We start from the raw sequence: 18,641 nt of genomic DNA on the forward strand, positions 1-18,641 counted from the left end.
CGATGGAGTGCGCATGACCGGAGACCAGATCGCCCAACTGACCTATCTCGCGCTGCTGGGCGGCGCGATCGCCTTCTGGCTGCTCGTGCAGACGCGCGGCGGCTTCGGCCGGCTCGCCCAGTATGCCGCCGTCTGGGGGCTGATCTTTCTGGGCGTGGTCGCGGCCGTGGGCCTCTGGGGTGACATCCGCCAGACGGTCGCGCCGCAGCAGTCCGTCGCCCTGGACGAGGGCCGGCTGACGGTGCCGCGCGCCCCCGACGGGCACTACTATCTCACGCTCGAGGTCAACGGCACTCCCACACGTTTCGTGGTGGACACCGGCGCGAGCCAGGTGGTGCTGACCCGCGAAGCGGCCGAGCGCGCCGGCATCGACACTTCCGAGCTCGCCTATTTCGGCCGGGCGATGACTGCCAACGGCGAGGTGGCCACGGCGCCGGTGCGGCTCGAGAGCCTCGGCGCCGGGCCGCTGCGCGAGCAGGGCTTCCGCGCCTGGGTCAACAGCGGCGAGATGCCGGAGTCGCTGCTCGGGATGACCTACCTCAACCGCTTCGAGCGCATCGAGATCACCGGCGGCGAACTGGTGCTGACCCGCTAGGACGCGATCCGACGGCCGCCGCGCCAGACGGCCTGCAGGTTCAGCCCGTCGTCCAGGTGCACCAGATCGGCCGCCGTGCCGGGCGCGATCGCCCCGGCGTCGAGACCGGCCACCCGCGCCGGTATCGCCGTGGCCATCGCGAGCGCGCCCTCCGGCGCGGCCCCCGCGGCGGTCATCACCCGCACCGCGCGGGCAAGATCCAGATCGGCCCCCGCCAGCGTGCCGTCCGACAGGACGAGCCGCCCCCCGGCGCGGCGCACCGCGCGCCCGCCCAGCTCGAAGCGCGCCGCCTCCGTCCCGGCGGGCGCCATGGCGTCGGAGACCAGAAAGAGCGCACCGGGCCCCGCCTTCGCGCGCATGGCGACGCCCAGCATGAGCGGGTCCACATGGTGGCCGTCGGCGATGACGCCGGCGTCGAGGCGGCCCTCGGAGAGCGCCGCGCCCGCGAGCCCCGGCGCGCGGTGCCCCATCGGCGCCATGGCGTTGAAGAGATGCGTCACCACCCGCGCACCCGCATCGACATAGCGCCGCGCGGTCGCGGCGTCGCATCCGCTGTGGCCGAGCGCGACAACCGCGCCGGATCCGGCCAGCGCGCGCACCTGCGCCTCGGTCGCGGCCTCGGGAGCCAGCGTGACCATGAGAGCGGGCAGCGCCGCGGCGGCGGACTGCAACCGGTCCAGATCGTCCGCCTCCATCGGCCGCAGGTGGCGCGGATCATGCGCGCCGGCCTTGCGCGGGTCGAGATGCGGCCCCTCCAGATGCAGACCGGCGATGCCCGGCACGCCCGCGCGCACAGCCTCGGCCACGAGGGCGACAGCCCGCTCCGTCGCGTCCGGCGTGTCCGAGATCAGCGTGGGCAGGATCGCAGTGGCGCCGCGGCGGGCATGGGCCTCGGCGATGCGGCGCAGGTCGTCCACGCCGCCCGCCTCCCCCAGCATCAGCCCGGCGCCGCCGTTCACCTGCAGATCGACGAAGCCCGGCGCGAGGATGCCGCCCCCCAGCGCCTCGCGCGGCACATCGGGCGGCAGCATCGCCTGGGGCACCACATCGGCCACACGGCCCCCGTCGAGGCAGAGGGCGTGCCCGCCGAGCATCCGGGCCCCGTCGAAGATCCGCGCGCCGATGAGCGCCAGCATCGCCTGCGCCTCAGGTCATGCCCAGGGCGGCCTTGTACATCTCCAGCACCGCCTCCTCCTCGGCGATGTCGTCGGGCTCGCGCTTGCGGAGCGCGATGACCTTGCGCATCACCTTGGTGTCGTAGCCGCGCGCCTTGGCCTCGGCCATGACCTCCTTCTGGCGGTCGGCGATATCCTTCTTCTCGGCCTCGAGCTGCTCGAACTGCTCAATGAACTGGCGCAGTTCCTCCGCGGCGACGCTGCCGCCCGATGTCGCGCCCGGCTGAAAGGTGTCCGTCATGGGGGGTCTCCGCCTGTCTTGCCGCGCGTTCCCTAGCCCCCGCCCCACGCCCCCGCAAGGGGTTGCCGCGCGCCCGGCGATCGTCTAGCGCAGGGCGCGGCGCGGCAAGGGAGAAGGGCATGGAGGCGCTCGTCTGGATCGGCGCGGGGCTCTCGCTCCTGGGGCTCGCCGGCGTGATGTGGAGCATCGTCACCGTGGCCCGCGCCAAGGGCCGCAACCTCTCGGACGACGCGCTGCGCGAGGTGATGCGCCGCACGCTGCCCTGGAACATCGGCGCGCTCTTCGTCTCGGTGCTCGGGCTCATGACCGTGATGGTGGGCCTCGCGCTCGGCTGAGGCAGCGGCCCGCGGCAGGTCATGCCGCGCTGCGCCCGCGTGGTGCGTCGAAGCCGCGCACGTCCTTGAGCGCCTCGTCCCAGAGCGGCGCAGGTTCGAGCGCGCCGGGATCGCGCGCGGCGTTCCGGGCGAGTCGCTGGCGCATCCCCGCCAGACCCGCCTGCCGCGCCGCCTCCAGCGGACCGCCCAGATGGCGCGGCCAGCCGCCGGCATGCACCATCGCGAGGTCGAGCAGCGCGGCCTGCGCCACCGCCCCCTCGCCCAGAACCCGTGCGGCGGCGTTGGCCTGCGCCGCGTGCCACAGGCGGGCCGCCTCGGCCGGGTCGATCGTTTCCGCCGTGAGGCCCTGCGCCTCGCCGAGCGCCTCGAGCAGCGCAGGCAGCGCCGCGTCGGGAACGGCGCGGCCCTCCGGCCCTTTCGCGTAGAAGCCGAAGCCGCCGCCGGCGAGCGCCGCGATCAGCTGGGCGGTGCCCTCGGGCAGATCCGCGCCCAGCCGCGCCGCGAGCCTGCCCGGGCCGGCCGCCTGCATCCGTGCGAAGGGACCGGCCCCGTGACCGGACGCCGTCAGGGCGGCATCGAGCGCGAAGGGATCGGCGCCCGCCGCGGCGAGCGCCAGCGCGGCGCGCCATCCCGCCGCCTCGATCACGGCGCTTGCCGGCGGGCCTGCCGTCGCCTCGACCACGGTGCAAAGCCCCATCCGCGCGCAGAGGTCGCCGAGCGCCTCGGCCGACGGCCGCGCGCCCGCGGGCACGGCGATCTCGGCCAGCCGCGCCCCCCACGGCGAAGCGGCCAGGGCGAGGCCCGCAGCCCGGTCGGGCGCCGGGCCGGCGCGCGGCCAGATCTCCGCGCGCAGGGTCGGGCCTCCGCCACCGGCAGACGGCTTTGCCCCGGGGCCGGCGGCGTCGAGCAGAAGCGCCTCTCCCGGCGCCTCCTCGGGCGCGCCGACGAAGCGGCAAGCCTCCCGCCGCGCCTCTGCCTCGGTGGCGTGCGGACTCCCGCGCGCCCGCGCCCCCTCGACGGCTCGGGCCAGAGACTCGCGCGCGGCGGCCGGGTCCGGGGCGACCCGGCACACCGACAGGCCCGCCGCCAGCGCGCGTCCGGTCAGAGCATCGGCAAGCCGGCCCTCGCCGGCGATCGCGAGCGGCCGGACCGCCGCCCGCCCCGCGCCGGCGGACGGGATCGTCCGGCGCTCGGCGCGCCGCAGACGGGCGAGCGCCGCAAACGCCGGATCGCCCGCACAATCCTCGAGCGCGGCGTCCTCCAGATCGCGCGCCGCTTCCGGCGGCAGCAGCAGCGCCGCCTCGACCGCGCGCAGGATGCGCCCGGGCGCGGCGTTCGGAAGCCCATCGAGCCGCGCCTTTCGCCGGGCGAGCGCTGCGCTGGCCTCGGCGCCGTAGGGCACCGGAGGGCGCGGCCCGGGCGGGGCCGCCGTCAGGCCTCGCGCCTCGGTCACCGCCGCGTCCAGCACGTCCTCTTCCACCACGCGATCCATGAAGCCCGCCCCCGGCGCGCGCGTGACCGGACAGGGCTCGCGGGCCAGCAGCAGATCGAGCGCGGGGCCGGCGCCGGCCAGACAGGCAGCGCGCTGGATCACGCCCGCGCCGGGGACGAGGCCGATGGCCGCGCCGCCGGGCGCCAGCCGCGTGCGTGCCGTGGCGAGACGCAGATGTGCCGCGAGCGCCAGCGCGAGCCCGGCGCCCGAAACATGCCCGTCGAGCGCGGCGACCACCGGCTTCGCGCTTCGCGCCAGCCCCTCCGCGATCGCGCCGAGCCCGGCCCAGTCGGCCACCGGATCCGCGCACGCCTCGCCGTCACCCTCAGCGAAGAGGCCGGCCTGCCCGCAGAGCACCAGCGCGCGCACCTCCGGGTCGCTCTGCGCCGTGCGCAGGGCGTCGGACAGGTCCGTGCGCACCCGAGGATCCAGCGGGCGCGGGTCGACAAGCCGCAGCACGGCGACCCCCTCGCGCCGGTCGAGGCCCACTCGCTCTTCGCTCACACCGTCGATCCCTGACCACGGACGCACCGCGCGCGTCCGGGGCCAGTGTGACGCGACGGCAGGCGTCCGGGCAAGCCCGCCCTGCAGCGATCAGATGGGCATGTTGTCGAAATCGCCGTCGTCGCCGGGCTCGTCCTCATCCTCGCCGAGGGCGGCGTTGGCGGCCTTGAGCTTGCGCAGCGCAGCCTCGAGATGGGTCTGCAATTCGGCGCGGTCGGCGCCTTCCGCGGCCTCGATCTCGGCTTCGATCTCCTCGATCTGCGCCTCGAGGCGGCGGATCTCTTCGCGGTCCATGGCGGAGCTCCTTCGCGGCCGGGTGATCAGTGCTTCGCCGCGCAGGCCGCGCAGAACGGGGTCGCGGGGAGAAGATCGAGCCGCGCCGGGGCGATCTCCGTGCCGCATTCGACGCAATAGCCGTATTCGCCCTTGCGGATCCGGTCGAGGGCCGCGCGGATTCGGCGCACCTCGGTGCGGCTCTGCTCACCCAGCGCCTCGAGCACCTCGTCGTCCTCCTGCTCGACCGCGGCCTCCTCCCAGTCCTTCGAAACCGGCACGTCGAGTTCGGCCTCGATGGCGTGCAGGCGGCTGTCGAGTTCGGCCAGCCGGGCGAGCAGCGCCTCGCGGCGCTCTTCGAGGGTGGTCATGGGGCTCCTCCTTCGTCCCGTTCGCGGTCGCGCGACGGCACTCTCGCACCGCAGCGGATCACGAAGCCTTGATGCAGGTCAACACGCCGGGGCGCGTCGGGTTGCATCATGGGACTTGAAACGTATTCCAGAAACCGTATATGTCGTCCCAAACGGAGGATAGCCCATGAAACCCGACGTCAAAGCCTTCTTCGACGAAGCGACCAACACCATCTCTTACGTCGTGCGCGACCCCAACGGGTCGGCGGCGGCGATCATCGACAGCGTTCTCGACTTCGACTACGCGTCCGGCCGGACCGACACGCGCTCGGCCGACGCGATCATCGACTATGTCGAGAAGGAAGGGCTCGAGCCCGTCTGGATCCTCGAGACCCACGTCCACGCCGACCACCTCTCGGCCGCGCCCTACCTTCAGGAGAAGCTGGGCGGCAAGATCGGCATCGGCGAGAACATCCGCGTCGTGCAGGACACCTTCGGCAAGGTCTTCAACGAAGGCACCGAGTTCCAGCGCGACGGCTCGCAGTTCGACGCGCTCTTCAAGGAGGGCGACAGCTTCCACATCGGCCAGCTGCGCGGCGACGTGCTGCACACGCCGGGCCACACGCCCGCCTGCCTGACCTACGTCATCGGCGACGCGGCCTTCGTGGGCGACACGCTCTTCATGCCGGATTTCGGCACCGCGCGCTGCGACTTCCCCGGCGGCTCGTCGGAGACGATGTACGAGTCGGTGCAGAAGATCCTCGCCCTGCCGGACGAGACCCGCATCTTCGTGGGCCACGACTACAAGGCGCCGGGCCGCGAGGACTACGCCTGGGAAAGCACGGTGGGCGAGCAGAAGGCGAAGAACGTCCATGTCGGCGCCGGCAAGTCCAAGGAAGAGTTCGTCAAGATGCGCGACGAGCGCGACGCGACGCTGAACATGCCCAAGCTCATCATCCCCTCGCTGCAGGTGAACATGCGCGCAGGCCAGATGCCGCCCGCCGACGATCAGGGCGACGTCTTCCTGAAGGTGCCGGTCAACAAGCTCTGACCGGCGTGCTTCGCGCCCCGGCCGGCCCGCGCGCGACCGGGCGGCCGGGGCGTGCTTCCGACGAACGAAAGACAGGGATATTCGATACATGGAACAGGACTGGATCTGGGGCCTGATCGGCGGGCTGCTGATCGGCTCGGGCGGCGCGGTCTATCTGCTCGCCAACGGGCGGATCATGGGCGCGAGCGGGATTCTCGGCGGGCTGGTGGATGGCTCGGGCAAGTCGAACTGGGTCGAGCGCGTGGCGTTTCTCGCCGGGGTCTTCCTGCTGCCCGTCGCGCTGCTGCCGCTCTACGGCGCAGTGGACACGCATATCACCTCCAACTGGTGGGTGCTGGTGGCCGCGGGCCTGCTGGTCGGTCTGGGCACGCGGATCGCCAACGGCTGCACCTCGGGCCACGGCGTCTGCGGCATCTCGCGCCTGTCGCTCCGAGGGCTCGCCGCGACCGGCTTCTACATCTTCGCGGGCGGGGCCACCGTGCTGCTCTTCCGCCATGTCTGGGGGATCATCTGATGCGCAATCTCTTTGCATTCCTTGCCGGGGGCCTCTTCGGCGCGGGTCTCTTCATCTCGGGCATGACCGACACCGCGAAGGTGCAGGGCTGGCTCGACATCTTCGGCGCCTGGGATCCCACGCTGGCCTTCGTGATGGGCGGGGCGATCATTCCCATGGCCATCGCCTGGCAGCTGGCGCGGCGGCGTTCGACGCCGGTGCTGGGCGGCACCTTCCCGCCGCCGGCGCCGATGCGGCTCGACACGCGGCTCGCGGTGGGGTCGGTGATGTTCGGCATGGGCTGGGGGCTCGCCGGGCTCTGCCCCGGTCCCTCGGTCGCCTCGCTCAGCTACGGCGGAGTCGAGCACTGGGTCTTCTTCGCCGCGATGATCGGCGGGATGCTGGCGGCGCCGCCGGTGCTGGCGCGGTTGACCCGGCCGGCACAGGCCGCATAGGAGGTCACGCCATGGAACTTCGTCAGATCACCGAGACCTATCACGTCTCGCCCCAGATCGACCCGGAGGACGCGCCGGCGATCGCCGAGGCGGGGGTGAAGCTGGTCATCTGCAACCGGCCCGATTCCGAGGTGCCCCCCTCGCATCAGGCCGAACAGGTGGAAAAGGCGGTGCGCGCGGCGGGCGTCGATTTCGCCGCCCTGCCGCTGACCCATCAGACCATGACGCCGGAGAACGTGGCGAAACAGGCCGAGCTGGTCGAGAGCGCTGGCGGCAAGGTGCTGGCCTACTGCGCCTCCGGCACGCGCTGCTCGGTGGTCTGGGCGCTCGGCCAGGCCGGCGAGCGCCCCACCGACGAGATCCTCGCGGCCACGGCGCGCGCGGGCTACATGCTCGACGGTCTGCGGCCGACGCTGGACGCGATGGCGGCGCAGAAGGGCTGAACGCCCCGGGGAAAAGGGGCGGCGGAAGCGCCCCTGCCCCCATATGCCGGGCGGACGGCATGCGTCAGCCCTGCTCCGGCGCGGCCTGCTCTTCCTCGAAGTCGAGCGGCGGGAGATCCGGCAGATCGGGGAGATCCGCCAGATCCGGGATGTCCGGGGCGCCTTGCGCCGCCTCGGAGGGGGCCTCCGCCGCCGCAGGCGCCGCGCCCGGCGGCAATCCCGCTTCCTGCTGCGGGGCACTTGGCGCAGGCGCCGCTGTCTCCTGCTGTATCAGACCCGGCGCAGGTGCCGCTGTGCCCTGCCCGGACTGCTCCTGCGTCTCGGCCGGGACGCCCGGCGCCGGTAGGCGGATGGCCCGCATCCCGTCGAGCCGGCCCAGCTTGGCGCAGGCGACCCGCTGCCCGTCCCGCGTGCAGAGTTCCACCCGGCTGAGCACGTCTGCGGGCAGCGTCAGAAGGCTGCCCGCCTCGAGCGCACCGGCCTCGGCCAGCGGCAGGCGGAGCCTGTGCAGCACGGCGACCAGAGGGACCGGCGCACGTTCCGCTGCCGCGGCGAGGCCCGGCGCGGGCGCCTTGGCCGGCACGGCCCGCGGCCGCGGCGCAGGCTCCGGCAACGCCAGGGCGATTTCGCCGCACCGCGCCCCGCCGCACAGCTCCGTCGTCAGGCGGAAGAGCCGGAAGGCCGAGGCCCCGAGCGTGAGCCCCAGTTGTCGCAACCCGTCGAGCCGGGCACCGAAGCGCAGCCCGTCGGCCCAACCGTCATCCGGCCCCTTCGACAGTTCCGCGGTGGCGCGCTCGAGCATGCCCTCGAGCAAGGGGGCGAGGATGGCGGCATCCGTGGCGGTGAAGTTCCGCGACTCCGAGGTGGCTTCGGTCACGCGGCCGGTGGTCTGATGCTGCACGATACCCGCAACGAGCGCGCCGCCGATCACCGCCGTCCCCGCGCGCCCGTCGGCTCCTTCGATCAGAACGACGAGCCCGGAGTCGTCGAGCGCCGCGAGCAGCCCCTCGTGATCGACCTCCTCTTCGGTGACGGATGTCACCGAGAGCGCGAGGTGCAGCCGTGTCTCGGCCGTGCGCTCGAGGCTGCGGCGCAGGGCGCGCGCTGCCGAGGGCGCGCGCGCCTCCTGCTGCCGGCGTCCCGCGCTCGTCTTGCGGCGCAGCCCCGGATTCCCGTGTCCGCCGCCCATCGGCTCCGCCCCGTCGCCCGTCATGCGCCCCAGCCTAGGCGCAAGGGGGTTAAGCGCGCCTTACTGCGCCGCGAGCGCCGCGCGCGCAGGCAGGCGCACGCGAAAGGCCGCGCCGCCCTGCCCCGGAAGATAGGCGATCGTCCCGCCCAGCCGCGCCATGATCTCGCGGCAGATCGCCAGCCCCAGCCCCGCGCCACCGGCCTCCTGGTCGCCGATCCGGGCGAATTTCTCGAAGATCATGTCCTGCTGCTCGCGCGGGATGCCCTGCCCGTTGTCGATGAAGTCCACGGTGATCCAGGCGCCCCCGCCGCCCGCACGGATGGTGAGCTGCGGCGCCTCGGAGAGACAGTATTTGCGGGCGTTGGCGATGAGGTTGATGAAGACCTGGCTCAGCCGGTCGAGGTCTGTGACGAGCGGAAGGCGTTCGGCGCCGCGATCGCGGCGAATCCGCAAGTCCGGGCCGTCCTCGCCGGCCGCCGCGGTGGCCACGGCATGATCGATGAGGTCGGAAAGCGTCCCCTCGCGGATGTTGAGGCTGACCTGCCCGTTCTCGAGCACGCTGAGATCGAGCAGATCGTCGAGCAGCCGCGTGAGGCGGATCGCCTCGTCGTGGATGATCGAGGCGTAGCGCGCCTGATCGTCCGGGTCGAAGGGGCCGTCCTTGCCCATCTCGCGCAGGATCTCCGAGAACGCGCGGATCGAGGTCATCGGCGTGCGCAGCTCGTGGCTGATCTGGCTGAGAAAGGCATCCTTCTGCACGGACAGGCGCGTGAGCTTCTCGTTGGCCTCGCGTAGCTGGCGCGCGGTGCGGGTGAGCTCCTCCTGCTGCGCCTCGAGCCGGGCGGAATACTCCATGATCTGCGCCGTCTCGTCGGCGACGGCCAGAAGATCCTGAACCGAGACCTGCATGCCCCCCACCATCTGCGCGAGCATCGCGTGCGCGGTCGCCGCGCCGACGGAGCCCGACAGCTCGCGCTCGAGCACCTCGAGGAACTCGGGGCTCGCCTCGGGCAGATAGCCGCCGAGGCCCTGCCGCGCCGCCTCGCGCCGGAACAGCGCCTGCGCCTCCGAGGGGCCGAGGATGCGCTGCGCCATCACCATCAGATCCTCGGTCTGCACCGCGCCGCCCTGCCAGCTGCGCGCGCCGCCCGGCGTGCCCAGCGCGCTGACGAACTGCGCGCCCTGCAGCCGCTCGAGCGGTTCGGGGAAACTCGCGAGCGAGACGGCGAGGAACAGCACCGTGTTGATCGACAGGCTCCAGAGCACCGAATGGATCAGCGGATCGAGCCCCTCGATCCCGAAGAGCGCGTAGGGCCGCAGCCAGCCGATGCCGAAGGGCCCCTCGGCCATCAGCGCCGCCGGCAGCACCACGTCCGGCCCGAAGCTCGGCAGGAAAAGCGTGTAGAGCCACAGCGCAAAGCCCCCCGCGATGCCGGCCATGGCGCCGTTGCGCGTCGCGCCGCGCCAGAAGAGCCCGCCGATCATCGCGGGCAGCACCTGCGCGATGCCGGCGAAGGCGATCAGCCCGATCGCGGCGAGCGCGGCCCCGCCGCCGGAGAGCCGGTAGTAGAGATAGCCCAGGAACACCACGCCCGCGATCGACAGCCGCCGCGCCAGCATCACGACGTGGCGCACATCGCCCGAAACGCTCGCGCCCCGCCGCGTGAGGCGCAGCCAGATCGGCATGACGATATGGTTGGAGACCATCGTGGAGAGCGCGATCGCCGCGACGATCACCATCGACGTGGCGGCGGAGAACCCCCCGAGAAACGCCAGAAAGGCGAGCCCCTCCTGCCCGAAGGCGAGCGGCACGGTGAGCACGAAGAGATCCGGGTTGGCCCCCGCAGGCAGCGCCTCGAGCCCCACCACCGCGATCGGCACGACGAAGAGGCTTATGAGGAAGACATAGAGCGGAAACGCCCAGGAGGCGGTGCGCAGGTGGCGTTCGTCCTCGAGTTCGACGACCATGACCTGGAACATCCGCGGCAGGCAGAGGAAGGCCGCCGCGGCGAGAAAGGTCAGCCCGGCCCAGCGCGCGCCGTCGATGCGCCACGCCGAAAGCTCGGGGCTGGCCTGGATCCGCTCGACGATCGCGCCCGCGCCGCCCGCGATTCCCCAGACGACGAAGACGCCGACGGCGAGGAGCGCGAAGAGCTTGACCACCGCCTCGACCGCGATGGCCATGACCACCCCGTGATGCCGCTCGTTGGCGTCGAGATTGCGGGTTCCGAAGATCACGGTGAATATGGCGAGGCCGACCGCCACCCAGACCGCGGTGGCCGAGGGATCGGCGGGCACCGGCTGCGCCGGATCGGGCTGCGCGAAGGCCGCGACCGAGAGCGTCACCGACTGCAGCTGCAGCGCGATATAGGGCGTGGTGCCCACCACCGCGAGCACGGTGACCCCGGCGGCCAGGAGGCTGGACTTGCCGTAGCGGGAACTGATCAGATCGGCGATCGAGGTAATGCGCTGCGTGCGGCCGATATGGACGAGCTTGTTGAGGCCCCACCACCAGCCGACCATCACGAGCGTGGGTCCGAGGTAGATGGTCAGGAACTCGAGCCCCGAGCGCGCCGCGTAGCCCACCGCGCCGTAGAAGGTCCAGGCGGTGCAGTAGATCGACAGCGACAGCGTGTAGACCCAGGGGCTGCGCAGCCAGGCCGTGCGCCCCGCCGCCGCCGCGCGTTCCGCCGCGAAGGCCACGGCGAAGAGAAAGGCGACGTAGCCGAAGCAGATGACGGCGAGCAGGTTGAGCGAGACCATCGCGCCCGCGCCTCCGCTCAGTCCGCCCCGGGCGGCGGCTCGGCGCGGTCCGGCTCCGCCTCCGCTCCGTCGGCCGCGCCGCTTTCGAACTGCCGCGCGATCAGGAAGGCCGAGAGGATCAGCCCCGCCCAGACGACGAAGATGAACAGCAGCGTGCCCGCGGTGCCGACCGTCGCCGCGCCCTCGCTGCGCCAGAGCAGCGGCAGCGCGAAAAGCGCCGCCCCGAGGACCGGCAAGAGACGCGCCGCATCCTTCAGCCGGCGCGAACGATAGGCGTCGCGCGACACGAAGACGGGCCGGCGCGGCGCGCTCATGGCCCCGCCATCTCGCGCACGGCGGCCAGCACCTCGGCGTTCGAGAATGGCTTGGTCATGTAGCGCGAGACGCCCGCACGCTCCGCGGTCTCGCGGTCCTTGGCCTGGCCGCGCGCCGTCAGCATCAGCACGGGCAGATTCGCCAGGCCGTCCTCGGACCTCAGTTCGCGCAGGATCTCGAAACCCGAGCGCCCCGGCAGCATCACGTCGAGGATCACCACGTCGGGGCGTTGCGCGCGCAGCGCCTCGAGCGCGGTGGCCCCGTCGGAATGGGTGTCCACCCGCCAGCCGTCGCGATGCAGGATGAAGCGGATCGCCTCGACGATGTTCGGCTCATCCTCGATGACGAGGACATGCTTGCCCATTGCGGATCACTCCTCCCCTGCGGGGCCTCCCAACCCCGCGGACTCCGCCACTGCACCCGACTAAACACCATCGCGCGCGGCAAAGTCAAAAGCCTGCGGCGAGGATCGACGGCTCGCGCCGGGCCGCGCAGCCCTCGAGCGGGCAGATGCGGCAGGTCACGCCGACGGCAAGCGGCGGGCGCGCCCGGTCCTCCTCGCGATCTGCCGGCACCACGAGCATGTGCGCCTCCATCAGCGGCGGGCCGTCGAAGGCCGCCGGCCGCGCCGGGGCCGCCACGGCATAGGCGCGCACCGGCCGCGCCTCGCCCCCCGCCTGCACGAGATCGCGCGCGACCGGCTGGCCTGGCCGCGCCAGAGCCTCGAAGAGCGGCCAGAGCGCGCAGCCGCCGCCGAACCGCGGCAACGGGAAATCGTCGAGCGGCTTGCGGAAGGTGAGCGCGCCGGCGCCGTCGCAGATGGCGAGGCCCGCGGGCGCGGGCAGAAGCGCCGACGGCAGGGCCGCCAGCCGCCGCATGGCGCAGGGCAGATCGGTCCCCGCCGCCTCCGCGAGCGCGGCCGGATCGGCCCCGTGATCGGCCACCACACTCGCGGCCAGATCGAGCGGAATCGCTCGCGCGTCCTGCGCGTAGCGGCGCAGCAGCCGCGCCGCGATCTGGCGCGCCGCCTCGGAAGTGAGCGCCTCGGGATCGAGCAGCGCGTCGGGCTCGCCGCCGGCCGCTTCGAGTTCCGGGAAATGGAAATCCCGCGCGGCGAGAAAGGCCTCGATCTCCTCCTGCGGCGAGGTGAGCGAGCGGCGCGCGTCGGCCGCGCTGTCGAGATAGGTGACGAGCGCCTGCGCGCCCTCGGCCAGCCGCCGGCTGTCCTCGTCGAGATTGCGATGGAAGCGGTCCTGCCATTCGCGCTCCAGCTCCTCTGTGCCGGCAAGGATCGCGGCGGTGGACCGGATGGCCGTCACGGTCGAGAGCACCTCGTGCAGCGAGGCGGCGAGATGGGGGTCGTGCGCGAGGCGGTCGGTCAGCGTCTCGACGGTATCCTCCAACGCGTCGATCCGCCGCCGCGCGTCGGCCAGAAGCTCCGCCCAGCCGGGGAAGCGGCCGGCGAACTCCTCGGCGCGATCGACCTCGGCGCGGTTGCCGGGCTGCACCGCGGCGGCTTCGCGCAGACGCGCGAGCAGCGCGGCCTCGGCCCCTTCGGAGAGCAGCGAGGGCTCGACCTCCAGCGCCTCGGCGATGCGCACGAGAAGCTTGCCGCCGATTCTGCGGCGGTTGTGCTCGATCAGGTTGAGATAGGAGGCGGAGATGCCGGCCCGCCGCGCCAGATCGGCCTGCCGCAGCCCGGCCAGCATCCGGCGCTCGCGGATCCGGCTGCCGATAAGCGTGTCGCGGGCCATGCGAAAACCCCATCCGTATCAAGCGCTTTCTGCGCCGCCGAATAACTTCTTTACACAGCATACCATGGTATTGTGGATTTTTTCACAAAAAAATCCTTACGCCAAAACCGCTTGTTGCGCGATTTACGACGATTGCGACATACTTCATTTTGCACATCGTGCGCTCGCGCCGGAAGAGGAGCCGGCCGCGGGCTCAATCTTCGGGAGGTTCTTCATGACCAAGAGCAACATCACGCGCCGTGGCGTGCTGAAGACGGGCGCCGTGGCGGGCGCCGGCGTCGCGCTGCCCACGATCTTCACCAGCCGCGCGCATGCCTACACCAACGAGCCCACCGGCTCGACCGTGACGCTGGGCTTCAACGTGCCGCAGTCCGGCCCCTATGCCGACGAGGGCGCCGACGAGCTGCGCGCCTACCAGCTGGCCGTCGAGCACCTCAACGGCGAGGGCGACGGCGGGATGCTCAACACCTTCAGCTCCAAGGCGCTGCAGGGCAACGGCATCCTCGGCAAGAAGGTCGAATACGTCACGGGCGACACGCAGACCAAGTCCGACGCCGCGCGCGCCTCGGCCCGCTCGATGATCGAGAAGGACGGCGCGGTGATGATCACCGGCGGCTCCTCCTCGGGCGTCGCGGTGGCCGTGCAGGCGCTCTGCCAGGAGGCGGGCGTGATCTTCATGGCGGGCCTCACGCACTCCAACGACACGACCGGCAAGGACCGCCGCGCCAACGGCTTCCGCCACTTCTTCAACTCCTACATGTCGGGCGCGGCCCTCGCGCCGGTGCTGGCGAGCGCCTACGGCACCGACCGCAAGGCCTATCACCTCACCGCGGACTACAACTGGGGCTACACCACCGAACAGGCGATCAAGGAATCGACCGAGGCGATCGGCTGGGAGACGGTCAACGCGGTGAAGACCCCGCTCGGCGCCGGCGACTTCTCCTCCTACATCACGCCGGTGCTGCAGTCGGGCGCGGACGTGCTGGTGCTCAACCACTACGGCGGCGACATGGTGAACTCGCTCACCAACGCCGTGCAGTTCGGGCTGCGCGAGGCGCAGGCCAACGGCAAGGACTTCCAGATCGTCGTGCCGCTCTTCTCGCGCCTGATGGCGCGCGGCGCGGGCGAGAACATCAAGGGCATCTTCGGCTCCACCAACTGGCACTGGTCGCTGCCCGACGAGGGGAGCCAGGCCTTCACCCGGTCCTTCGGCACGAAATACGGCTTCCCGCCCTCTCAGGCGGCGCACACCTGCTACGTTCAGGCGCTGCTCTATGCCGACGCGGTCGAGCGCGCGGGCACCTTCGAGCCCTGCGCGGTGGTCGAGGCGCTGGAGGACTTCGAGTTCGACGGGCTCGGCAACGGCCCCACGCTCTACCGAGCCGAGGATCACCAGTGCTTCAAGGACGTGCTGGTGGTGAAGGGCAAGGAGAACCCGGAAAGCGAGTTCGACCTTCTGGAGATCGTCGAGATCACCCCGGTCGAGCAGGTCACCTACCCGCCGGACCACCCGCAGTTCGCCGGCGGCTCGCTCGGCAGCTGCAACAACGGGGCCTGATCGCGGCCTGAAGCCTGGCGCCGTCCCCGCTCGCGGGGGCGGCCTGCGCATCGAACCGGAGGCGGGGCATGGACGTCATCATCCTGCAGATCCTGAACGGGCTGGACAAAGGCTCGGCCTATGCGCTGATCGCGCTGGGGCTCACGCTCATCTTCGGCACGCTGGGGGTGGTCAATTTCGCCCATGGCGCGCTCTTCATGCTGGGCGCCTTCTGCGCCGTGACGCTCAACCGGCTTCTGACGCTCTCCTTCACCACGGTGGACGAGACGCGTACCGACTTCCTCGGCAATCCGGCCAAGGTCGAGACGCCCTATGTCGAGGCGTGGTTCGGCCCCGAGGTCGGCGGCTGGATGATCGAATGGTCCGTGCCGCTCGCCATCCTTTTCGCGATTCCGATCATGGCGATCATCGGTCTCGTCATGGAGCGCGGGCTGATCAAGCATTTCTACAAGCGCCCCCACGCCGACCAGATCCTGGTGACCTTCGGTCTCGCCATCGTGCTGCAGGAAATCATCAAGTTCTACTACGGCGCGAACCCGATCCCGACGCCGGCCCCCGACGCCTTCAAGGGCTCCTTCGATTTCGGCGTGCTGCTGGGCTTCGACCCGCTGACGATCATGTATCCCTACTGGCGACTGGTCTATTTCCTCTTCGCCATGGTGGTCATCGGCGCCGTCTTCGCCTTCCTGCAGTTCACCACCTTCGGCATGGTCGTCCGCGCCGGCATGGCCGACCGCGAGACGGTGGGCCTTCTGGGCATCAACATCGACCGCCGCTTCACCATCATGTTCGCAATAGCGGCGATCGTCGCGGGTCTGGCCGGCGTGATGTACACGCCGATCCTCTCGCCCAACTACCACATGGGCATGGATTTCCTGGTGCTGAGCTTCGTCGTGGTGGTGGTAGGCGGCATGGGCAGCCTGCCCGGCGCCGTGCTGTCGGGCTTCCTGCTGGGCATTCTGCAGAGCTTCGCCTCGATGCCCCAGGTGATCGCGGTGCTGCCCGGCATCAACCAGATCATCATCTATCTCGTCGCCATCGTGATCCTGCTCACCCGTCCGCGGGGCCTGATGGGCCGCAAGGGCGTCATGGAGGAGTGAGCCATGCTCGGACTTGACCGCAGAGACCTGACCCTCTTCATCGTCGTGCTCCTGCTCGCGCTCTTCGCGCCCTTCCTGCTCAACCCCTTCCCGGCGGACTCCGCGCTCGCGCAGTTCAACGCGGGCTACCCCGACCTGATGCAGCGGTTCGTGATCTTCGGGATCTTCGCCATCGGCTTCAACATCCTCTTCGGGCTCACGGGCTACCTGAGCTTCGGCCACGCCGCCTTCCTCGGCGTGGGCTCCTACGCGGGCGTCTGGATGATGAAGCTGCTGACGATGAACGTGATCCCTGCGATCCTGATCTCGGTGCTCTTCGCGGGGCTGCTGTCGCTGCTGATCGGCTGGATCTCGCTGCGCCGCTCGGGGATCTACTTCGCCATCCTCACGCTCGCCTTCGCGCAGATGTGCTACGCGCTGGCCTATTCGGTGCTCACGCCGATCACCGGCGGCGAGACGGGGCTGCAGCTCAACCTCGACGACCCGCGCATCCTCGGCGTGAGCCAGACGGCGGAGGGCAACATCCCCGTCCCGCATCTTTTCGGTCTGGAGATGAACCAGACCTGGGATCTCGCCATGGGTGGCTGGGAGTTCACCTTCTCCGCCGGCTACTACCTCGCGGCCGTGGTGATGCTCGCCTCCTTCTACCTCGCCATCCGCCTTTTTCGCTCGCCCTTCGGCATGATGCTGCGCGCGGTGAAGTCGAACCAGCAGCGGATGAACTACACCGGCCTCAACTCGCGGCCCTACACCCTCGCGGCCTTCGTGATCTCGGGGATGTACGCGGGGCTCGCCGGCGGGCTCATGGTCTCGATGGACCCGCTCGCGGGCGCCGAGCGGATGATCTGGACCGCCTCGGGCGAGGTGGTGCTGATGACGATCCTGGGCGGCGCGGGCACCCTGATCGGACCGGTGCTCGGCGCAGGCCTCATCAAGTATCTCGAAAACATCCTGTCCAAGATCAACAAGGGCGTTCTGGAACAGTGGTTCGCCTTCATGCCGGACGGGATCGACAGCTTCCTCGTGACGATCGTCTACCCCTTCGTCGGCAAGGGGTGGCACCTCACGCTGGGGATCATCTTCATGCTGGTGGTGATCTTCCTGCCCGGCGGCCTCGTCGAGGGGGCGCAGCGCATCGGCCGGCTTTTCCGGCGCGAGCGCAAGCCCGCCGCACCGGAGGATCCGGAACACCACCCGAAGCCCCAGCCCCACGTGGGCGAATGAGGAGGGCCTGAGATGGGCATTCTCGAAGTCAAGGACGTCAACAAGAACTTCGGCGGTCTCAAGGCGCTCTCCGACGTGAACCTTTCGGTGCGCGAGAACAGCGTCCACGCCATCATCGGCCCCAACGGCGCGGGCAAGTCCACGCTGCTCAACTGCCTCGTCGGCAAGCTGATCCCCGATACCGGCTCGGTGATGTTCGACGGGCAAAGCGTGCTCGGCCGCAAGCCGCACGAGATCAACCAGATGGGCATCTCGCGCGTCTTCCAGACGCCGGAGATCTTCGGCGATCTCACGGTCTTCGAGAACGTGATGATCCCCTGCTTCGCGTCCCGCGACGGCGCCTTCCGGATGCATGCCTACGAGCACATGATGCAGGAGGACGACATCGTCGAGACGGCCGAGCGGATGCTCGCCGACGTGAAGATGCTGGACAAGCGGCACATGCACGCCGCCTCGCTCTCGCGCGGCGACAAGCGGCGGCTGGAGATGGCGATGTGCCTCGTGCAGCGCCCGCAGCTTCTGCTGCTGGACGAACCCACGGCGGGCATGAGCCGCGCGGATACCAACAACACCATCGACCTGCTCAAGGAGATCCGCGACAAGCGCGACATCACCATGGTGATCATCGAGCATGACATGCACGTGGTCTTCAGCCTCGCGGAGCGGATCACGGTGCTCGCGCAGGGCACGCCGCTGGTCGAGGACACGCCCGAGAACATCAAGGGCCACCCCAAGGTGCGCGAAGCCTACCTCGGCGAAGCCGCGTAAGGAGACCGTCCCATGAACGTCAAACCGGACTTCTCGAAAGACGCCAACCTCGCCGAGACGGCACCCGCCTTCCTCTCGGTCTGGGACATGCACGCCTATTACGGCGAGAGCTACATCGTGCAGGGCATCAGCTTCAACGTGCACGAGGGCGAGATCCTGGCGCTTCTGGGCCGCAACGGCGCGGGCAAGACCACCACGCTGCGCGCGATCGCAAGACTGGACGACCCCCAGGTCACCCATGGCGAAATCTGGCTCGACCATCAGCCGCTGCACAGGATGAAGAGCCACGAGGCGGCGACGAAGGGCGGCCTCGGCCTCGTCCCCGAGGACCGGCGCATCATCGCGGGTCTCACGGTCGAGGAGAACCTCAAGCTCGCGCAGATCACGCCGCCCGTCGGCTGGTCGCTGGAGCGGCTCTACGAGCTCTTCCCGCGGCTGGGCGAGCGGCGCAAGCAGGAGGGCGTGACGCTGTCGGGCGGCGAACAGCAGATGCTCTCGATCGCCCGTGCCCTGGCGCGCGACATCAAGCTTCTCATGCTTGACGAGCCTTACGAGGGCCTCGC

The 18,641-nt window shown here is 70.8% G+C and carries 21 protein-coding genes; 11 read left to right on the forward strand and 10 right to left on the reverse strand.

Going from position 1 to position 18,641, the window contains the following annotated elements:
* The first annotated feature begins 13 nt into the window (after positions 1-13).
* Positions 14-595, forward strand: a complete 582-nt coding sequence (locus DRV85_RS17770; RefSeq protein ID WP_113290813.1) for a retropepsin-like aspartic protease family protein — start codon at positions 14-16, stop codon at positions 593-595.
* Here the strand turns inward: DRV85_RS17770 and nagA are convergent.
* Positions 592-1,731 (reverse strand): N-acetylglucosamine-6-phosphate deacetylase, encoded by a 1,140-nt coding sequence (gene nagA, locus DRV85_RS17775; RefSeq protein ID WP_113290814.1) that lies wholly within the window; start codon positions 1,729-1,731, stop codon positions 592-594. The genes DRV85_RS17770 and nagA overlap by 4 nt on opposite strands.
* 10 nt (positions 1,732-1,741) lie before the next feature.
* The gene (locus DRV85_RS17780) at positions 1,742-2,011 is read right to left on the reverse strand and encodes a DUF2312 domain-containing protein (RefSeq protein WP_113290815.1); all 270 of its coding nucleotides are present in this window, start codon (positions 2,009-2,011) and stop codon (positions 1,742-1,744) included.
* Between the two features lie 119 nt (positions 2,012-2,130).
* Here DRV85_RS17780 and DRV85_RS17785 point away from each other — a divergent pair, with 119 nt between their 5' ends.
* The gene (locus tag DRV85_RS17785) at positions 2,131-2,346 is read left to right on the forward strand and encodes a hypothetical protein (RefSeq protein WP_113290816.1); all 216 of its coding nucleotides are present in this window, start codon (positions 2,131-2,133) and stop codon (positions 2,344-2,346) included.
* 19 nt (positions 2,347-2,365) lie between these two features.
* On the opposite strand, the gene DRV85_RS17790 is transcribed toward DRV85_RS17785, so the two are convergent.
* The 3 genes from DRV85_RS17790 to DRV85_RS17800 all read right to left on the reverse strand — a co-directional run bounded on the left by DRV85_RS17790 (position 2,366) and on the right by DRV85_RS17800 (position 4,986).
* Complete coding sequence (locus DRV85_RS17790) at positions 2,366-4,342, reverse strand: enoyl-CoA hydratase-related protein (protein WP_147238881.1); 1,977 nt, start codon at positions 4,340-4,342, stop codon at positions 2,366-2,368.
* Positions 4,343-4,432: 90 nt separating this feature from the next.
* On the reverse strand, positions 4,433-4,636 hold the full coding sequence (locus tag DRV85_RS17795) for a hypothetical protein (RefSeq protein ID WP_113290818.1): 204 nt from the start codon (positions 4,634-4,636) through the stop codon (positions 4,433-4,435).
* A gap of 26 nt (positions 4,637-4,662) precedes the next feature.
* Positions 4,663-4,986, reverse strand: a complete 324-nt coding sequence (locus DRV85_RS17800) for a TraR/DksA family transcriptional regulator (protein WP_113290819.1) — start codon at positions 4,984-4,986, stop codon at positions 4,663-4,665.
* A gap of 166 nt (positions 4,987-5,152) precedes the next feature.
* Between DRV85_RS17800 and DRV85_RS17805 the strand changes: the two genes are divergently transcribed.
* The 4 genes from DRV85_RS17805 to DRV85_RS17820 all read left to right on the forward strand — a co-directional run bounded on the left by DRV85_RS17805 (position 5,153) and on the right by DRV85_RS17820 (position 7,407).
* Positions 5,153-6,016: an MBL fold metallo-hydrolase gene (locus tag DRV85_RS17805; protein ID WP_113290820.1), complete on the forward strand. Its 864-nt coding sequence runs from the start codon at positions 5,153-5,155 to the stop codon at positions 6,014-6,016.
* Between the two features lie 88 nt (positions 6,017-6,104).
* Positions 6,105-6,530 carry a YeeE/YedE family protein gene (locus DRV85_RS17810; RefSeq protein WP_113290821.1) on the forward strand — a complete coding sequence of 142 codons (426 nt, stop codon included), beginning with the start codon at positions 6,105-6,107 and terminating at the stop codon, positions 6,528-6,530.
* Positions 6,530-6,964, forward strand: a complete 435-nt coding sequence (locus DRV85_RS17815) for a DUF6691 family protein (protein WP_113290822.1) — start codon at positions 6,530-6,532, stop codon at positions 6,962-6,964. The genes DRV85_RS17810 and DRV85_RS17815 overlap by 1 nt, the downstream gene beginning before the upstream one ends.
* Positions 6,965-6,975: 11 nt before the next feature.
* Entirely contained in the window at positions 6,976-7,407 is a 432-nt protein-coding gene (locus DRV85_RS17820; protein ID WP_113290823.1) for a protein tyrosine phosphatase family protein, read from the forward strand.
* Between the two features lie 64 nt (positions 7,408-7,471).
* On the opposite strand, the gene DRV85_RS17825 is transcribed toward DRV85_RS17820, so the two are convergent.
* The 5 genes from DRV85_RS17825 to DRV85_RS17845 all read right to left on the reverse strand — a co-directional run bounded on the left by DRV85_RS17825 (position 7,472) and on the right by DRV85_RS17845 (position 13,428).
* Positions 7,472-8,620, reverse strand: coding sequence for a FliM/FliN family flagellar motor C-terminal domain-containing protein (locus DRV85_RS17825; RefSeq protein WP_113290824.1), 1,149 nt, complete (start codon positions 8,618-8,620; stop codon positions 7,472-7,474).
* A gap of 36 nt (positions 8,621-8,656) precedes the next feature.
* Positions 8,657-11,359: an ATP-binding protein gene (locus tag DRV85_RS17830; protein ID WP_113290825.1), complete on the reverse strand. Its 2,703-nt coding sequence runs from the start codon at positions 11,357-11,359 to the stop codon at positions 8,657-8,659.
* Positions 11,360-11,376: 17 nt separating this feature from the next.
* Positions 11,377-11,673 carry a hypothetical protein gene (locus DRV85_RS17835; RefSeq protein WP_113290826.1) on the reverse strand — a complete coding sequence of 99 codons (297 nt, stop codon included), beginning with the start codon at positions 11,671-11,673 and terminating at the stop codon, positions 11,377-11,379.
* The gene (locus DRV85_RS17840) at positions 11,670-12,038 is read right to left on the reverse strand and encodes a response regulator transcription factor (protein ID WP_113290827.1); all 369 of its coding nucleotides are present in this window, start codon (positions 12,036-12,038) and stop codon (positions 11,670-11,672) included. The genes DRV85_RS17835 and DRV85_RS17840 overlap by 4 nt, the downstream gene beginning before the upstream one ends.
* An 85-nt stretch (positions 12,039-12,123) precedes the next feature.
* Complete coding sequence (locus DRV85_RS17845; protein ID WP_113290828.1) at positions 12,124-13,428, reverse strand: XRE family transcriptional regulator; 1,305 nt, start codon at positions 13,426-13,428, stop codon at positions 12,124-12,126.
* Positions 13,429-13,642: 214 nt separating this feature from the next.
* Here DRV85_RS17845 and DRV85_RS17850 point away from each other — a divergent pair, with 214 nt between their 5' ends.
* From DRV85_RS17850 to DRV85_RS17870, 5 genes are all read left to right on the forward strand, one after another.
* Positions 13,643-14,986 carry a substrate-binding protein gene (locus DRV85_RS17850; protein WP_113290829.1) on the forward strand — a complete coding sequence of 448 codons (1,344 nt, stop codon included), beginning with the start codon at positions 13,643-13,645 and terminating at the stop codon, positions 14,984-14,986.
* A gap of 68 nt (positions 14,987-15,054) precedes the next feature.
* Complete coding sequence (locus DRV85_RS17855; protein WP_113290830.1) at positions 15,055-16,086, forward strand: branched-chain amino acid ABC transporter permease; 1,032 nt, start codon at positions 15,055-15,057, stop codon at positions 16,084-16,086.
* 3 nt (positions 16,087-16,089) lie between these two features.
* Positions 16,090-17,310, forward strand: a complete 1,221-nt coding sequence (locus DRV85_RS17860; protein WP_113290831.1) for a branched-chain amino acid ABC transporter permease — start codon at positions 16,090-16,092, stop codon at positions 17,308-17,310.
* 12 nt (positions 17,311-17,322) lie between these two features.
* Positions 17,323-18,078, forward strand: coding sequence for an ABC transporter ATP-binding protein (locus tag DRV85_RS17865; RefSeq protein ID WP_113290832.1), 756 nt, complete (start codon positions 17,323-17,325; stop codon positions 18,076-18,078).
* 12 nt (positions 18,079-18,090) lie between these two features.
* On the forward strand, positions 18,091-18,641 hold a 551-nt coding region (locus DRV85_RS17870; protein WP_113290833.1), incomplete at its 3' end, for an ABC transporter ATP-binding protein.

The organism is Rhodosalinus halophilus (assembly GCF_003298775.1).
In the GTDB taxonomy this organism is placed as follows: Bacteria; Pseudomonadota; Alphaproteobacteria; order Rhodobacterales; family Rhodobacteraceae; genus Rhodosalinus; species Rhodosalinus halophilus.

Coding starts and splice junctions, on each gene's coding strand:
- DRV85_RS17845 (WP_113290828.1), bottom strand. CDS start 13,428: ATGGCCCGCGACACGCTTATCGGCAGCCGGATCCGCGAGCGCCGGATG.
- DRV85_RS17805 (WP_113290820.1), top strand. CDS start 5,153: ATGAAACCCGACGTCAAAGCCTTCTTCGACGAAGCGACCAACACCATC.
- DRV85_RS17855 (WP_113290830.1), top strand. CDS start 15,055: ATGGACGTCATCATCCTGCAGATCCTGAACGGGCTGGACAAAGGCTCG.
- DRV85_RS17820 (WP_113290823.1), top strand. CDS start 6,976: ATGGAACTTCGTCAGATCACCGAGACCTATCACGTCTCGCCCCAGATC.
- DRV85_RS17810 (WP_113290821.1), top strand. CDS start 6,105: ATGGAACAGGACTGGATCTGGGGCCTGATCGGCGGGCTGCTGATCGGC.
- DRV85_RS17835 (WP_113290826.1), bottom strand. CDS start 11,673: ATGAGCGCGCCGCGCCGGCCCGTCTTCGTGTCGCGCGACGCCTATCGT.
- DRV85_RS17865 (WP_113290832.1), top strand. CDS start 17,323: ATGGGCATTCTCGAAGTCAAGGACGTCAACAAGAACTTCGGCGGTCTC.
- DRV85_RS17840 (WP_113290827.1), bottom strand. CDS start 12,038: ATGGGCAAGCATGTCCTCGTCATCGAGGATGAGCCGAACATCGTCGAG.
- DRV85_RS17770 (WP_113290813.1), top strand. CDS start 14: ATGACCGGAGACCAGATCGCCCAACTGACCTATCTCGCGCTGCTGGGC.
- DRV85_RS17800 (WP_113290819.1), bottom strand. CDS start 4,986: ATGACCACCCTCGAAGAGCGCCGCGAGGCGCTGCTCGCCCGGCTGGCC.
- DRV85_RS17860 (WP_113290831.1), top strand. CDS start 16,090: ATGCTCGGACTTGACCGCAGAGACCTGACCCTCTTCATCGTCGTGCTC.
- DRV85_RS17785 (WP_113290816.1), top strand. CDS start 2,131: ATGGAGGCGCTCGTCTGGATCGGCGCGGGGCTCTCGCTCCTGGGGCTC.
- DRV85_RS17825 (WP_113290824.1), bottom strand. CDS start 8,620: ATGACGGGCGACGGGGCGGAGCCGATGGGCGGCGGACACGGGAATCCG.
- DRV85_RS17780 (WP_113290815.1), bottom strand. CDS start 2,011: ATGACGGACACCTTTCAGCCGGGCGCGACATCGGGCGGCAGCGTCGCC.
- nagA (WP_113290814.1), bottom strand. CDS start 1,731: ATGCTGGCGCTCATCGGCGCGCGGATCTTCGACGGGGCCCGGATGCTC.
- DRV85_RS17850 (WP_113290829.1), top strand. CDS start 13,643: ATGACCAAGAGCAACATCACGCGCCGTGGCGTGCTGAAGACGGGCGCC.
- DRV85_RS17795 (WP_113290818.1), bottom strand. CDS start 4,636: ATGGACCGCGAAGAGATCCGCCGCCTCGAGGCGCAGATCGAGGAGATC.
- DRV85_RS17815 (WP_113290822.1), top strand. CDS start 6,530: ATGCGCAATCTCTTTGCATTCCTTGCCGGGGGCCTCTTCGGCGCGGGT.
- DRV85_RS17830 (WP_113290825.1), bottom strand. CDS start 11,359: ATGGTCTCGCTCAACCTGCTCGCCGTCATCTGCTTCGGCTACGTCGCC.